The sequence below is a fragment of the Streptomyces sp. NPDC001714 genome (genome assembly GCF_042892755.1).
Taxonomy (GTDB): Bacteria; Actinomycetota; Actinomycetes; order Streptomycetales; family Streptomycetaceae; genus Streptomyces.
This window is the reverse complement of record NZ_JBIAUL010000006.1, coordinates 158966-173491: the sequence shown is the minus strand read 5'-3', so window position 1 is coordinate 173491 and position 14526 is coordinate 158966. Positions and strand designations below refer to the sequence as shown.

Annotated in this window: 13 protein-coding genes; all 13 read right to left on the bottom strand. The window is 70.2% G+C overall.

Annotated features, from left to right (window positions below):
- Window positions 1–206: 206 nt before the first annotated feature.
- Window positions 207–1472: a DivIVA domain-containing protein gene (locus ACFY0P_RS17615; protein ID WP_388913208.1), complete on the bottom strand. Its 1266-nt coding sequence runs from the start codon at window positions 1470–1472 to the stop codon at window positions 207–209.
- Window positions 1473–1527: 55 nt separating this feature from the next.
- A complete protein-coding gene (locus tag ACFY0P_RS17610; RefSeq protein ID WP_046729537.1) occupies window positions 1528–1812 on the bottom strand; it encodes a YggT family protein in 285 nt (94 codons plus the stop codon).
- A gap of 52 nt (window positions 1813–1864) precedes the next feature.
- Window positions 1865–2506 (bottom strand): cell division protein SepF, encoded by a 642-nt coding sequence (locus ACFY0P_RS17605; protein ID WP_093504102.1) that lies wholly within the window; start codon window positions 2504–2506, stop codon window positions 1865–1867.
- Window positions 2507–2632: 126 nt separating this feature from the next.
- On the bottom strand, window positions 2633–3352 hold the full coding sequence (locus tag ACFY0P_RS17600) for a YggS family pyridoxal phosphate-dependent enzyme (RefSeq protein WP_388913204.1): 720 nt from the start codon (window positions 3350–3352) through the stop codon (window positions 2633–2635).
- 6 nt (window positions 3353–3358) lie between these two features.
- Complete coding sequence (pgeF, locus tag ACFY0P_RS17595) at window positions 3359–4087, bottom strand: peptidoglycan editing factor PgeF (RefSeq protein WP_388913201.1); 729 nt, start codon at window positions 4085–4087, stop codon at window positions 3359–3361.
- A gap of 10 nt (window positions 4088–4097) precedes the next feature.
- Window positions 4098–5294 (bottom strand): cell division protein FtsZ, encoded by a 1197-nt coding sequence (ftsZ, locus tag ACFY0P_RS17590; protein ID WP_089101080.1) that lies wholly within the window; start codon window positions 5292–5294, stop codon window positions 4098–4100.
- Window positions 5295–5572: 278 nt separating this feature from the next.
- On the bottom strand, window positions 5573–6370 hold the full coding sequence (locus ACFY0P_RS17585; protein WP_388914115.1) for a cell division protein FtsQ/DivIB: 798 nt from the start codon (window positions 6368–6370) through the stop codon (window positions 5573–5575).
- 29 nt (window positions 6371–6399) lie between these two features.
- Window positions 6400–7488 carry an undecaprenyldiphospho-muramoylpentapeptide beta-N-acetylglucosaminyltransferase gene (murG, locus tag ACFY0P_RS17580; RefSeq protein ID WP_388913198.1) on the bottom strand — a complete coding sequence of 363 codons (1089 nt, stop codon included), beginning with the start codon at window positions 7486–7488 and terminating at the stop codon, window positions 6400–6402.
- A gap of 6 nt (window positions 7489–7494) precedes the next feature.
- Window positions 7495–8850, bottom strand: coding sequence for a putative lipid II flippase FtsW (gene ftsW, locus ACFY0P_RS17575; protein ID WP_388913195.1), 1356 nt, complete (start codon window positions 8848–8850; stop codon window positions 7495–7497).
- A gap of 66 nt (window positions 8851–8916) precedes the next feature.
- The gene (gene murD, locus ACFY0P_RS17570) at window positions 8917–10335 is read right to left on the bottom strand and encodes a UDP-N-acetylmuramoyl-L-alanine--D-glutamate ligase (RefSeq protein WP_388913192.1); all 1419 of its coding nucleotides are present in this window, start codon (window positions 10333–10335) and stop codon (window positions 8917–8919) included.
- The gene (gene mraY, locus ACFY0P_RS17565; RefSeq protein WP_351497047.1) at window positions 10317–11387 is read right to left on the bottom strand and encodes a phospho-N-acetylmuramoyl-pentapeptide-transferase; all 1071 of its coding nucleotides are present in this window, start codon (window positions 11385–11387) and stop codon (window positions 10317–10319) included. Before mraY ends, murD begins: the two co-directional genes overlap by 19 nt.
- Window positions 11387–12814, bottom strand: a complete 1428-nt coding sequence (gene murF, locus ACFY0P_RS17560) for a UDP-N-acetylmuramoyl-tripeptide--D-alanyl-D-alanine ligase (protein WP_388913189.1) — start codon at window positions 12812–12814, stop codon at window positions 11387–11389. Before murF ends, mraY begins: the two co-directional genes overlap by 1 nt.
- Window positions 12815–12842: 28 nt before the next feature.
- Window positions 12843–14507 (bottom strand): UDP-N-acetylmuramoyl-L-alanyl-D-glutamate--2,6-diaminopimelate ligase, encoded by a 1665-nt coding sequence (locus ACFY0P_RS17555; protein WP_388913186.1) that lies wholly within the window; start codon window positions 14505–14507, stop codon window positions 12843–12845.
- Window positions 14508–14526: the final 19 nt, after the last annotated feature.

Below are 14526 nucleotides of genomic sequence, written 5' to 3'. Positions count from 1 at the left end.
CGTGCGCGGCTCCCCGCGCCCCTCCAAGCACCGCCCTCTCACACCCTCGGGTCGGAGCAGACACTGCGCGCGGTTCCCCGCGCCCCTTCAAGCGGGTCGGCGCGCGGGTTGCGCAACCCGCGTAAAAAGGGCGGGGCCCCGGATCGGAATCCGGGGCCCCGCCCTGTGGTGCTCTGCCGACGGCTACGCGCGCTACGCGCCCGCCGTCAGTTGTCGTCCTCGTCGATGAGGAAGCCGCGCATCGGGGACGGCGCCTGGCCCATCGGAGAGGGGCCCTGCGGGCGTACCGGTGCCATCGGCTGGGTCATCGCCGGCGTCATCTGCTGCTGGCCGCCGTAGGACGGGGCAGCGGGGGACGGGCCGCTCATCGGCGGGTTGCCGCCGTAGGACGGGGCGCTCGCGCCGGCCGGGGCCATGGAGGGCGCCGGGGACGGCGGGAGGGAGGCCGCGGCCGGGGTGCGCGGCGGCGCCAGGGAGTCGTCGGCCTGGGTCTCCAGCTGACGCAGCTGCGACTCCAGGTACGACTTCAGACGCGTGCGGTACTCGCGCTCGAAGCCGCGCAGGTCCTCGACCTTGCGCTCCAGCGTGGCGCGCGCGGACTCCAGGGAGCCCATGGCGACGCGGTGCTTCTCCTGCGCGTCCCGCTCCAGCGCGTCGGCCTTGGCACGGGCGTCACGCTCCAGACCCTCGGCGCGGCTGCGGGCCTCGCCGACGATCTTGTTGGCCTCGGAACGGGCCTCGGCGATCGCCTGGTCGGCGGTCTGCTGGGCCAGCGAGAGGACACGGGCGGCGCTGTCGCCACCGGGGCCCTGACCGGGGCCGCCCATCGGACCGCCCATGGGGCCGCCCATCGGACCGCCCATCTGCTGCTGCATGGGGGGCTGGCCACCCATCGGGCCCATGCCCTGACCCATCGGGCCGGGACCCTGGCCCATGCCCTGGCCCATGCCCTGGCCCATCGGACCCTGGCCCATGGGACCCTGGCCCATCGGACCGGGACCCTGCGGACCGCCCTGGCCACTGGGACCGGCCGGCAGCTGCGGGGCGCCGCTCGGCAGCTGCGGGGGACCGCCCATGGGGCCACCCATCTGCTGCTGCGGCGGGCCCGATATGCCGGCGGGCACCGGAGCGCCGGGACCTCGCATGCCCTGCTGCGGCATACCGCCCTGAGGCATGCCCTGCTGCGGCATGCCGCCCTGCTGAGGCATGCCCTGCTGGGGCATCCCGCCCTGAGGCATGCCGCCCTGCTGGTCCTGCGGCTCCGGAGGCTTGCGCATGTTCTGCTGGTTCTGGGCAGCAGCGCGCGTGGCCGCGGCCAGCTTGGCCCGCAGGTCCTCGTTCTCGCGGAGCAGGCGGGTCAGTTCGGCTTCGACCTCGTCGAGGAAGGCATCGACCTCGTCCTCGTCATAGCCTTCTCGGAGGCGGACGGTCGTGAACTGCTTGTTCCGCACGTCCTCGGGGGTCAACGGCATCTCTTCACCTCAACGTAGTCGTCGGCATCGGCAAGACGGTAGGTCACATCGCTCATCACAGCCGACCAACGATCGCGATCAGGATGTAGACGATGATCATCAGTACGAAGAAGGACAGGTCGAGCGCCACGCCCCCGAGACGCAGCGGCGGGATGAACCGCCGCAGAAGCTTGAGCGGTGGATCGGTGACAGTGTAGGTGGCCTCAAGTACGACCACCATCGCCTTGCCGGGTTGCCATGAGCGGGCGAACTGGAACACGTAGTCCATGACCAACCGGAAGATGAGCACGATGAGGAAGCACATCAGCGCGATGTAGATCACATCCAGGAACACGCTCATGGTCCGTGCTTTCCCTCTCCCCTGTTTCCGTGCCTTGTACCGGTCTTGCGTCTCAGCTCTGGTTGAAGAACCCGCCCTCTGCGATGCGGGCCTTGTCCTCCGCCGTGACATCGACGTTAGCAGGCGACAACAGGAACACCTTCTGCGTCACCCGCTCGATGCTGCCGTGAAGACCAAACACCAAACCGGCCGCAAAGTCGACAAGTCGCTTCGCGTCTGTGTCATCCATCTCAGTCAGATTCATGATCACCGGGGTGCCCTCACGGAAGTGTTCCCCGATGGTACGGGCCTCGTTGTAGGTCCGGGGGTGAAGCGTGGTGATCCGGTAAGGCTCTCGTTCCGACACAACCTTGGGCATGATCACCGGTGCGTTCTTCTCCAGGCTTGCGCGTTCTTGTGTGATGGACGCCACGGGGGCGATACGCGCCGGGCGTCCCGATTCCGCGGGGAGCGCGGCGGAATGCGACACCGGTTCGCGCGGGGGTGACGGCTGTACCACTCGTACCGAATCGTCCCTTTGGGACTGGTGTGAACCGTGGGACTGGTGTGACGGCTCGTGCCGTCGATGGTCCCGCTCGGGCTCCGGGTCCAGTTCGGGCTCGAAGTCGTCATCGGGGTCGAATCCGCGGCCGTCGTACCCATCGTCCTCCACGAGGCCGAGGTAGACCGCCATCTTGCGCATCGCGCCGGCCATGCTCTGAGTCCTCCGCTCTGTGGTGGATCGGTGACGACTGCCAAGTCCCGCGATCCACACGGCCGTTGTGCCCGTCTTGGGCGGCATTGACCATATTTTCTGCTGTGGTCCGACTTCTTGGCGACGTTACCCGAGCCTGGGGCGGACTCCGAGTACCGCAGTGCCGACGCGTACATGTGTCGCCCCGGCGGCCACGGCTTCCTCAAGGTCCGCACTCATCCCTGCGGAGACCATGTTCGCAGCCGGATGGGCTCGGCGCAGGTCGGTCGACAAATCCATCAACCGCTCGAACGCCGCACTTTGACGTCCCGCGTACTCTCCGGTCAGCGGAGCGACGGTCATGAGCCCGTCGAGCCGCAGTCCCGGCGAGTCGGCGACGAGGGCGGCCAACTCTTCGATTCCGCCCGGCGCCACGCCACCGCGCTCCCCCCTGCCGCTCGCGCCCGCGTCGAGCGCGACCTGGAGGAGACACCCCACCTCGCGCCCGGCCCGCACCGCCTCCCTGGAGAGTGCGTCCACGAGCTTGGAACGATCGACGGACTGCACGAGATCCGCATAACCCACCACGGATCGCACTTTGTTGGTCTGCAATTGCCCGACAAAGTGCCACACCAGGGGCAGATCCGAACATTCGGCGGCCTTGGGGGCCGCGTCCTGGTCCCGGTTCTCGGCGACATGGCGCACCCCGAGCCCCGACAGGATCCGCACGTCGCTCGCCGGGTAGGTCTTGGTGACCACGATCAGGGTCACCTCCTCCCGCTTGCGTCCGGCCGCCGCACAGGCGGCGGCGATGCGCTCCTCCACTTTCGCCAGGTTTGCGGCGAGTTCGGTCTTACGGTCCGTCATGTCTCATCAGTCCAGCCACACATAGCCGGCGAGCCGCCCGGTGGTGCGGTCCCGCCGGTACGAGAAGTGATCGCCCGACTCCAGCGTGCACACCGGCGACTGCGCCCGGTCGAGCACTCCGGCGCGCGCGAGCTGCGCGTGCACTCCGGCGCTCACGTCCACCGCCGGGGTGCCCCAGCCGGTCTCGGCGTGCGCCGTCGGCTCGACGGCGGCCACCTCGGCGCGCATCGCCTCCGGCACCTCGTAGCAGCGGCCGCAGACGGCGGGTCCGGTGCGGGCGACGATCCGGGCCGGGTCGGCACCGAGTTCCGTCATGGCCCGCACGGCGGCGGGGACGACTCCGGCGATCATGCCGGGCCGGCCCGCGTGGGCGGCGGCCACGATCCCGGCGACCGGGTCGGCGAGCAGGACCGGCGTGCAGTCGGCGGTGAGCACGGCGAGGGCCAGTCCCCGGCGCGCGGTGACCACCGCGTCGACCTCGGGCACCGGCCGGTCTCCCCACGGCTCGTCCACGACGGCCACGTCGTTCCCGTGGACCTGGTTCATCCAGACCACCCGGCCGGGGTCCAGGCCGAGCGACTTGGCAGCGAGCTCCCGGTTGGTCCGTACCACGCCGGGGTCGTCGCCGACCGCTCCGCCCAGGTTGAGCTCCTCGTACGGAGCGGCGCTCACCCCGCCCCACCTGTCGGTGAAGGCGAAGTGCGCGCCGCTCACGGTCTCGCGCTGTCCTATCACGTCGTAAGGATCACTTGAGGAAGTCCGGCACGTCCAGTTCCTCGGCCGCGCTGTCCGTGTAGGAACGGGACGGCGGGACCGGCGGGGCGACCGGGATGTCGGCCACCGGCTCGGGCGCCGGCTCCGGCTCCTCCTTCGGGGTCACGCTGCCGAGCGAGCCGAAGGACGGGCGCTCGGGCTCCCGGCGGGCCGGAGCGGGCTCCTCGCGGCGGGCGGAGGCCGAGGACGAGCCGAGGACGTTGTCCCGGCGGGCCGGGGGCTGGCCCCCGTCGAAGCCGGCCGCGATGACAGTGACGCGGACCTCGTCGCCGAGGGCGTCGTCGATGACCGCGCCGAAGATGATGTTGGCCTCGGGGTGGGCGGCCTCGCTGACCAGCTGGGCCGCCTCGTTGATCTCGAACAGGCCGAGGTCGGAGCCGCCGGAGATGGAGAGCAGCACGCCCCGGGCGCCGTCGATGGAGGCCTCCAGGAGCGGCGAGGAGATCGCCATCTCGGCGGCGGCCACCGCGCGGTCGTCGCCGCGGGCCGAGCCGATGCCCATGAGGGCCGAACCGGCTTCCGACATGACCGACTTGACGTCGGCGAAGTCGAGGTTGATCAGGCCGGGGGTGGTGATGAGGTCGGTGATGCCCTGGACGCCCGAGAGCAGGACCTGGTCGGCCGACTTGAAGGCGTCGAGCACCGAGACCTGGCGGTCCGAGATGGACAGCAGCCGGTCGTTCGGGATGACGATGAGGGTGTCGACCTCTTCGCGGAGTTCGGCGATGCCGTCCTCGGCCTGGTTGGCGCGGCGCCGGCCCTCGAAGGTGAAGGGGCGGGTGACCACGCCGATGGTGAGGGCGCCGAGGGAGCGCGCGATGTTCGCCACGACGGGCGCGCCGCCGGTGCCGGTGCCGCCGCCTTCACCGGCCGTCACGAAGACCATGTCGGCCCCCTTGAGGACCTCCTCGATCTCCTCGCGGTGGTCCTCGGCGGCCTTGCGGCCGACGGCCGGGTTGGCGCCGGCGCCGAGTCCGCGGGTGAGTTCACGGCCGACGTCGAGCTTGACGTCGGCGTCGCTCATCAACAGCGCCTGTGCGTCGGTGTTGATGGCGATGAACTCGACACCCTTGAGACCGACCTCGATCATCCGGTTGATGGCATTGACACCACCGCCGCCGACACCGATGACCTTGATGACTGCGAGGTAGTTCTGCGGTGCTGCCACGTCGAAGGCCTCTCGCCTCGAATTACGTTGCCGTCCACGTACGGTGCCCCGCGCGGGACGGCAGATGCCGATTGGGACGGTCCGTAGCGCCGACCCGAACCCTAACGTTGAAGTTTAGGGTTACCAGTGTGTCCGTTCCTTGAAGTCTTCTGAACAGGACACTAAGTCGACAAGTGGCGCCCGTTCAACGAACACGCCGAACCTCCCGTTTTTCTTTTCACCCTATGTGATCAGCCGTAGCAGTGCCCAACCAGGGTGCTGGCCTGCGCTGATGTGCGTCAACTCGCCGATGACGCAGGGGCGGTGGGAACACTCACGTCGAAGTGCCGGGCACCGGAAGCGGCTTTCAGGAGTGCGGTGAGGGTGCGCGCCTTCGCGGCGCCGTTCTCGGAACTGCCCCACTCCACGACGCGGCCGCCACCCAACTCCAGCGAGATGTCGTCGTAGGAACGGACCTTGAGGGTCCGGGTGTCCCGGCGGACGGCGGCCGGAATGGCACGCGCGACATCGACCGCTTCCCGCACCAGCCGGTCGGTGCCGAACCGGCGCAGGCTCGCGGTGGCCGAACCCGACCGGGGCAGACTCAGTTCCAGCGCCGGAACGCCTTGCGGTGCCTGCGAAACCATGGCGAACCGGACGCCTTCCTTGTCCACTTCGGTGAAATTTCCGCCCTTTTCGATGAGCAGCACCGGAGTACGCTCGGTGACTTTCAGCCCGATGCCGCGGGGCCAGGAGCGGACGACGTCCACCGTGTCGATGCGGGGCAGTTTCCGGCGCAGCCGGGCCTCGATCCCGTCGGTGTCGACGGAGACCAGCGGTGCCCCGACGGGGACGTCGGCGGCCTCGAGGACCTCGTCGGGCGTCAGAACGGCCGTACCGGACACGGAGACATGGCGCACGCGCAGCCACGGGGAGCCGTACAGCAGCCAGACCGAGCCGGACCCGAGGAGCACCACGGACAGCACCAGAATGACGATCCTACGAAAGCGACGGTTCCGCAGCCGACGGACGAGCGGCGGGCCGGACGACTCCTGCTGGCGTTCACCGCGTTCGGCGGTGGTGGTCGGTCCGGCCACGCTGCTCACTTGCCTTTCGTCATACGGTCCTAACGGCTCGAGGCGATCGCCTCGTACACCATGCCGACGAGCAGGTCGTCGGCGTCCCGGCGGCCGAACTCGCTCGCCGCGCGGGACATCTCGTACAGCCGGTGCGGATCGGCGAGTACGGGCAGGACGTTCTGCTGCACCCACTCCGGGGTGAGTTCCGCGTCGTCGACCAGCAGGCCGCCGCCGGCCTTGACCACCGGCTGGGCGTTCAGCCGCTGTTCGCCGTTGCCGATGGGCAGCGGGACGTAGGCGGCCGGGAGTCCGACGGCGGAGAGCTCGGCGACGGTCATCGCACCCGCGCGGCAGAGCATCATGTCGGCCGCGGCGTACGCGAGGTCCATCCGGTCCAGGTAACTTACCGGGATATAGGGGGGCATTCCCGGCATCTGGTGTACCTGCGGCAGTTCGTTCTTCGGGCCGACCGCGTGCAGGATCTGGATGCCGGCCTGCTGCAGCCAGGGGGCGACCTGCTGGACGACCTCGTTGAGGCGGCGGGCCCCCTGGGAGCCGCCGGAGACGAGCAGCGTCGGCAGGTTGGGGTCGAGGCCGAAGCGGTGCCGGGCCTCGGGGCGGGCGGCGGCCCGGTCCAGGGTGGCGATGGAGCGGCGCAGCGGGATGCCGATGTAGCGGGCGTCGCGCAGCTTGCTGTCCGGGGTGGAGACGGCGACCTTGGCGGCGTACCGGGAGCCGATCTTGTTGGCGAGGCCGGGGCGGGCGTTGGCCTCGTGGATCACGATCGGCACGCCGAGGCGCTTGGCGGCGAGGTAGCCGGGCAGGGCGACGTAGCCGCCGAAGCCGACGACGCAGTCCGCCTTGGTCCGCTCCAGGATCTGCTCGGCGGCCTTGATGGTGCCGCGCAGCCGGCCGGGGACGGTGATCAGCTCGGGGGTGGGCCTGCGGGGCAGCGGCACCGCCGGGATCAGCGCCAGCTCGTAGCCGCGCTGCGGGACGAGCGTGGTCTCCAGGCCGCGTTCCGTGCCCAGGGCCGTGATCCCCACGGTGGGGTCCTGCCTGCGCAGGGCGTCCGCGAGGGCGAGCGCGGGCTCGATGTGGCCGGCGGTCCCCCCACCAGCGAGTACGACATGCACCGAAATTCACCGCTCTCCGGACGAGCGCGCCGCTGAGGCACGCCGTCGCATCGTGTTCCATCTCCGAGACCCCTGAGGGCCCCCGGCTCCCCGCTTTCTACCAAAGCGAGGTTGCCGCATCGCAAGCGCCGCCCGCGCAGCGGGCTCGTCGCGCGCGAAGGCGATCAGCAGCCCGATGGCGAACATGGTCGGCAGCAGGGCGGAGCCTCCGTAGGAGAACAGCGGGAGGGGGACGCCGGCGATCGGCAGCAGGCCGAGCACCGCACCGATGTTGATCACCGCCTGGGCGGTGATCCAGGTGGTCACGCCTCCCGCGGCGTACCTCACGAAGGGGTCCTCCGTGCGTCCGGCCACGCGGATACCCGCATAGCCTAGAGCCGCGAAGAGGGCCAGTACCGACAGCGTCCCCGCCAGGCCCAGTTCCTCACCGGTGACGGCGAAGATGAAGTCGGTGTGGGCTTCGGGGAGTTGTCCCCATTTCTCCACACTCGCACCGAGGCCGGATCCGAAAAGTCCGCCGGAGGCCAGGGCGTAGATGCCATGAACCGCCTGCCAGCAGTCGGCGACGCCGCTCCTCGGCTCGGTGGCGCCGATGCAGGCGAGCCGGGCCATGCGGTTGGGGCTGGTCTTGATGAGGATCACACCGAGCAGGCCCGCGATGGACAGCACACCGGCGAACAGCCGGGTCGGCGCCCCCGCCAGCCACAGCAGGCCGAACAGGATCGCGGTCAGGATGATCGCCGTGCCCATGTCGCCGCCGAGCATGATCAGCCCGAGCAGCAGAAAGCTCACCGGAACGAGCGGCACCAGCATGTGCTTCCACTGGGTCAGCAGCCGCTTCTCCTGTTTGCGCGCCATCAGGTCGGCGCCCCACAGCACCAGGGCGAGCTTGCCGAACTCACTGGGCTGGATCTGGAAGGAGCCGCCGAGGGAGATCCAGTTCTGGTTGCCGTTGACGGACATCCCTATCCCCGGCACCTGCACCAGCGCCATCATGAAGACGGCTCCGGCGAGGATCGGGTAGGCGAGCGCCCGGTGCAGTTTCACCGGCATGCGGGACGCCACGAACAGCAGCACGCCCCCGATGCAGGCGGCCAGGAACTGCTTCCGGAAGAAGAACGAGCCCGGCAGCGACATCTGCAGCGCGGTGATCTGGGAGGCCGAGTAGACCATCACCAGCCCCAGGACGATGATGAGCAGACTGCCGCCGAGGATCAGGTAGTACGCGGTGAGCGGCCGGTCCCAGGCCCGGTGGGCACGCGTGTAGAACCGCCGCAGCGGGTTCTCGCGCGACGCGCGCGGCGCGGCGGGCCGGCGGACCGCCCGCTGTACGGGCGGCCGGCCGGTACGGCTACCGGGCATCAACGCCTCCGCTGAACGTCGACCGTCCCACGCGTCCCTCCCAAGGTCGCCCGGCAGGCGGCCGGGTCAGGCGCCGAGTTCGCCAACCGCCTGGGCGAACGCGTCACCGCGCTTGTTGTAGTTGGCGAACATGTCCATGGAGGCACAGGCGGGTGCCAACAGCACCGTGTCTCCGGCGACGGCGAGTCGCCGGGCCTCCTGGACCGCCGCGAGCATCGCCCCAGTGTCGGTCCGGTCGAGGTCGACGACCGGGACTTCCGGCGCGTGTCGCGCGAGGGCGTCCCGGATGAGGGCGCGATCGGCGCCGATGAGCACCACACCGCGAAGTCGCTCTGCCGACTTGGCGACCAGCTCGTCGAAGGTCGCCCCCTTCGCCAGCCCGCCCGCAATCCATACGATCGACTCATATGACGCCAACGAGGCTTCTGCCGCGTGGGTGTTGGTGGCCTTGGAGTCGTCGACGTAGGCGACCCCGTCCACGTCGGCTACGTGCGCGATGCGGTGGGCGTCCGGTGTGAAAGCCCGCAGCCCGTCCCGTACGGCCGTAGGCGGCACCCCGAAGGCACGCGCGAGGGCCGCCGCGGCAAGGGCGTTGGCGATGTTGTGCGGGGCCGGCGGGTTGACGTCGGAGACCTCGGCCAGCTCCTGGGCGTTCTTCTGCCGGTTCTCGACGAACGCACGGTCGACCAGGATGCCGTCCACGACGCCGAGTTGGGAGGGTCCCGGGGTGCCGAGGGTGAAGCCGACGGCCCGGCAGCCCTCCTCGACGTCGGCCTCCCGGACCAGCTCCTCGGTGAGCTTGTCGGCGACGTTGTAGACGCAGGCGACCCGGTTGCCCTCGTAGATACGGCCCTTGTCCTTGGCGTACGCCTCCATGGAGCCGTGCCAGTCGAGGTGGTCGGGGGCGAGGTTCAGCACGGCCGCCGAGTGGGCGCGCAGGGAGGGCGCCCAGTGCAGCTGGTAGCTGGACAGCTCCACCGCGAGGACGTCGTACTCCTCGTCCCCGAGGACCGCGTCGAGCAGCGAGACGCCGATGTTGCCGACGGCGGCCGTGCGCAGGCCCGCGGCCTTGAGGATCGACGCCAGCATCTGGACGGTGGTGGTCTTGCCGTTGGTGCCGGTGACGGCGAGCCAGGGGGCGGCGTCGGGGCCGCGGAGCCGCCAGGCGAGTTCGACGTCGCCCCAGATCTCGATGCCGGCCGCGCGGGCCGCCGTGAACAGCGGCTTGTCCGGCTTCCAGCCGGGTGCGGTGACGATCAGCTCGGTGCCCTCGGGCAGGGTGGCGCCGTCACCGAGCCGTACCGTGACGCCCAGCGCCTCCAGTTCGGCGGCCTGTTCACGCGCGCGTGCGTCGTCGCCGTCGTTGACGACCGTGACGATCGCCCCGCGCGCGTGCAGCACCTTGGCCGCCGGGACACCGGAGACGCCGAGCCCGGCGACGGTGACGTGCTTGCCCTGCCAGTCGGTCACTTGTCCGCTGCCCATCCTGCGTAGAAGAGGCCGAGTCCGACAATCACACAGATGCCCTGGATGATCCAGAAGCGGACCACCACAAGGACTTCGGACCAGCCCTTGAGTTCGAAGTGGTGCTGGAGTGGTGCCATCCGGAAGACGCGCTTGCCGGTGAGCCGGAAGGAGCCGACCTGGATGACGACCGACATGGTGATGAGGACGAACAGGCCGCCCATGATGGCGACGAGGAGCTCGGTGCGGGACAGGATCGCCAGGCCCGTGAGGACACCGCCGAGCGCGAGCGAACCGGTGTCGCCCATGAAGATCTTGGCCGGCGAGGTGTTCCACCACAGGAAGCCGAGGCAGGAACCCATCAGCGCGGAGGCGATGACCGCGAGGTCCAGCGGGTCGCGCACCTCGTAGCAGGCGTTGGGGTTGGTGAGGGTCGTCGCGTTGGCGCAGGACTCCTGGAACTGCCAGACGCCGATGAACGTGTAGGCGCCGAAGACGAGCACGGAGGCGCCGGTGGCCAGGCCGTCCAGACCGTCGGTCAGGTTCACGCCGTTGGACATCGCGAGGATCATGAACAGCGCCCAGACCACGAACAGCACCGGGCCGATGGTCCAGCCGAAGTCCGTGATGAACGACAGCTTGGTGGAGGCCGGGGTGTTGCCGCGGGCGTCGGCGAACTGCAGCGACAGCACCGCGAAGGAGATGCCGACGATCAGCTGCCCGGCCATCTTCGCCTTGGCCCGCAGACCGAGCGAACGCCGCTTGACGATCTTGATGTAGTCGTCCAGGAAGCCGACCAGGCCCATCCCGCACATCAGGCCGAGCACCAGCACGCCCGAGTAGGTCGGGGTGTAGCCGGTGATCACCTTGGACAGGAAGTAGGCGGCGACCGTGGACAGGATGAAGGCGATACCGCCCATCGTCGGCGTACCGCGCTTGCTGGCGTGCTCGCGCGGGCCGTCGTCACGGATGTACTGGCCGTAGCCCTTGCGGGCGAGGAGCTTGATCAGCAGCGGAGTGCCGATCAGCGTCAGGAAGAGACCGATGACACCCGAGAAGAGGATCTGCTTCATCATCGGGCATCAACACCCTCGGCACCGGACTCCAGAAGCGCCTGCGCAACGCTCTCCAGGCCCACCGACCGTGACGCCTTCACGAGTACGACGTCCCCCGGGCGCAACTCGCTGCGCAACAGGTCGACCGCCGCCTGTGCGTCGGACACGTGCACCGACTCCTCACCCCACGAACCCTCGTTATATGCGCCCAGTTGCAGCCAGGAGGCTTCCACTCCCCCGACGGCGACGAGCTTGCCGACATTGAGCCGGACGGCGAGCCGTCCGACCGCGTCGTGCTCGGCGAGCGCCTCGTCTCCGAGCTCGGCCATCTTGCCGAGCACCGCCCACGTGCGTCCCCCCCTTGCCTGTGCGGCTGTGCCCATGGCCGCGAGCGCGCGCAGCGCGGCTCGCATGGACTCGGGGTTGGCGTTGTAGGCGTCGTTGACGATGGTCACGCCGTCCGGGCGCTCGGTGACCTCCATACGCCAGCGGGAGAGGGAGCCCGCCTCGGAGAGCGCGAGGGCGATCTCTTCCGCGGACATGCCCAGCTCATGGGCGACGGCGGCCGCGGCGAGCGCGTTCGACACGTGGTGCTCACCGTACAGGCGCATGGTCACATCGCTTGCACCGGAGGGTGTGTGAAGGCTGAACGCGGGCTGTCCCGTGTCCGTGAGTCGTACGTTCTCGGCCCGTACGTCCGCTTCGGCCGACTCTCCGAAAAGGACCACCTTCGCCTTGGTACGGGAGGCCATGGCGCGCACCAACGGGTCGTCGGCGTTGAGGATCGCGACCCCGCCGTCCTCGGCCGCGGGCAGTGCCTCCACCAACTCGCCCTTCGCCTGGGCGATCTGCTCCCGGCCGCCGAACTCGCCGATGTGGGCGGTGCCGACGTTGAGGACCAGGCCGACCTTCGGGGGCGTCAGATCGGTGAGGTAGCGGATGTGGCCGATGCCGCGGGCGCCCATCTCCAGCACCAGGAACCTGGTCTCCTCGGTGGCGGACAGGGCGGTCAGCGGCAGCCCGATCTCGTTGTTGAGCGAGCCGGGCGTGAAGACGGTCGGCGCCTTGGTGCGCAGCACCTGGGCGATGAGGTCCTTGGTACTGGTCTTGCCGGCCGAGCCGGTCAGCGCCACGAGGGTCGCGCCGAGCCGTCGTACGACATGGCGGGCGAGGGCGCCGAGGGCGGTCTGGACGTCGTCCACGACGATCGCGGGCACGCCGACGGGGCGCGACGCCAGGACGGCGACCGCGCCGGCGTCCACGACCTGCCGGGCGAAGTCGTGGCCGTCCACGCGCTCGCCCACGAAGGCGGCGAACAGGCTGCCCGGCCCCGCTTCGCGGGAGTCCCGGACGACCTCCCCGGTGACCTGGACGGACGGATCCGGTATGTCGTGCGTCTGCCCGCCGACGACTTCTGCGATCTCGGCGAGAGAGAGGGCGATCACAAGTTCATCCCCTGGGTCTTCTGGATTTTCATCCCTGGGTTTTCCGGATGGCTTCGCGGAGGACCTGGCGGTCGTCGAAGGGACGGATCACGCCGGCGATGTCCTGGCCCTGCTCGTGGCCCTTGCCGGCGACCAGCACGGTGTCTCCGGGGTGCGCGCGGGCGACGGCGGCCTCGATCGCGGCGGCCCGGTCCTCGAAGAGGAGCACCTCGCCACGCTCGTGGGCGGGCACCGAGGCGGCGCCTTCGAGCATGGTCGCGAGGATCGCGAGGGGGTCCTCGGAGCGGGGGTTGTCGGAGGTCAGTACGGCGATGTCGGCGAGCCGGGCCGCGGCGGCGCCCATCGGGGCGCGCTTGGTCCGGTCGCGGTCGCCGCCGCAGCCGAGGACGATGTGCAGCCGGCCCTTGGTGACCTTGCGCAGGGCCCTGAGGACCGACTCGACGGCGTCCGTCTTGTGGGCGTAGTCGACGACCGCGAGGTAGGGCTGTCCGGCGTCCACGCGCTCCAGGCGGCCCGGGACGCCCGGCACGGCGGCGATGCCGTCGGCGGCGGTCTGCGGGTCGAGTCCGGCGGCGGCGAGGGCGACGATCGCGGCGAGGGTGTTGGCCACGTTGAAGGGGCCGGGCAGCGGCGACTTGGCGGCGATCCGGACGTCCCCGGGCCCGATGACGGTGAACGTCGAGTCCATCGGGCCGATGTGGACGTCCGCGGCCCGCCAGTCGGCGTCGGGGTGGCCCTCGGCGGAGTAGGTGACGACCGGGACGGTGGCCTCACGGGCGAGCCGGCGGCCGTACTCGTCGTCGACGTTGACCACACCCCGTCTGCTGCGTTCCGGGGTGAACAGCTGTGCCTTGGCCCGGTAGTAGTCCTCCATGTCGGAGTGGAACTCCATGTGTTCCGGGCTGAGGTTGGTGAAGACGGCGATGTCGAAGACGCAGCCGTCGACCCGGCCGAGGACCAGCGCGTGGCTGGAGACCTCCATGGCGACCGCCTCGACCCCGCGCTCGCGCATCACCGCGAACAGGGCCTGGAGGTCGGTGGCCTCGGGGGTGGTGCGCTCGGACTTGATGCGCTCGTCGCCGATGCGCATCTCGACCGTGCCGATGAGACCGGTGCTGCGCGTCGTCTTCAGGCCACCCTCGACCAGGTACGCCGTGGTGGTCTTCCCGGATGTGCCGGTGATGCCGATCTGGAGCAGGTCGCGGCCCGGGCGGCCGTAGATGGTGGCCGCCAGTTCGCCCATCCGCCCGCGCGGGTCGTCGACGACCAGGACCGGCAGGCCGGTCGCGACGGCGCGTTCGGCGCCCGTCGGGTCGGTCAGCACGGCGACCGCGCCGAGGCCGGCGGCCTGGGCGGCGAAGTCGGCGCCGTGCAGCCGGGCGCCCGGCAGGGCGGCGTACAGGTCGCCGGGGCGGACCGCGCGCGAGTCATGGGTGATGCCCGTGACCTGCGCCGTGTTCTGCACGGTGTCCGGTTCGGCGGCACCCAGCTGGTCGGCGAGCTCCGCGAGGGGTGTGGCGGAGTTCCGAACCGGCCTGGGCGGCCCCGGGTATGTCACGGAAGCGCCCTTCTGGGTGGTTTCTGACTGATCAGCGTGTGGCACGGCGGTGAGCGTACCGGGCGCACCCGCTCCGGAGCGAAGCGAGGGGCGCGGCATCCCGTGGTTCCCGGGATCGGGGGTGATCGTTGTCACGAACTCGTTCCTGGTGGTC

What these genes read in the sequence shown, in the direction of transcription:
- murD (WP_388913192.1), bottom strand. Translation starts at nt 10,335, where the DNA reads ATGGGCAGCGGACAAGTGACCGACTGGCAGGGCAAGCACGTCACCGTC.
- ACFY0P_RS17605 (WP_093504102.1), bottom strand. Translation starts at nt 2,506, where the DNA reads ATGGCCGGCGCGATGCGCAAGATGGCGGTCTACCTCGGCCTCGTGGAG.
- mraY (WP_351497047.1), bottom strand. Translation starts at nt 11,387, where the DNA reads ATGAAGCAGATCCTCTTCTCGGGTGTCATCGGTCTCTTCCTGACGCTG.
- ftsW (WP_388913195.1), bottom strand. Translation starts at nt 8,850, where the DNA reads ATGCCCGGTAGCCGTACCGGCCGGCCGCCCGTACAGCGGGCGGTCCGC.
- ACFY0P_RS17615 (WP_388913208.1), bottom strand. Translation starts at nt 1,472, where the DNA reads ATGCCGTTGACCCCCGAGGACGTGCGGAACAAGCAGTTCACGACCGTC.
- ACFY0P_RS17600 (WP_388913204.1), bottom strand. Translation starts at nt 3,352, where the DNA reads ATGACGGACCGTAAGACCGAACTCGCCGCAAACCTGGCGAAAGTGGAG.
- ACFY0P_RS17610 (WP_046729537.1), bottom strand. Translation starts at nt 1,812, where the DNA reads ATGAGCGTGTTCCTGGATGTGATCTACATCGCGCTGATGTGCTTCCTC.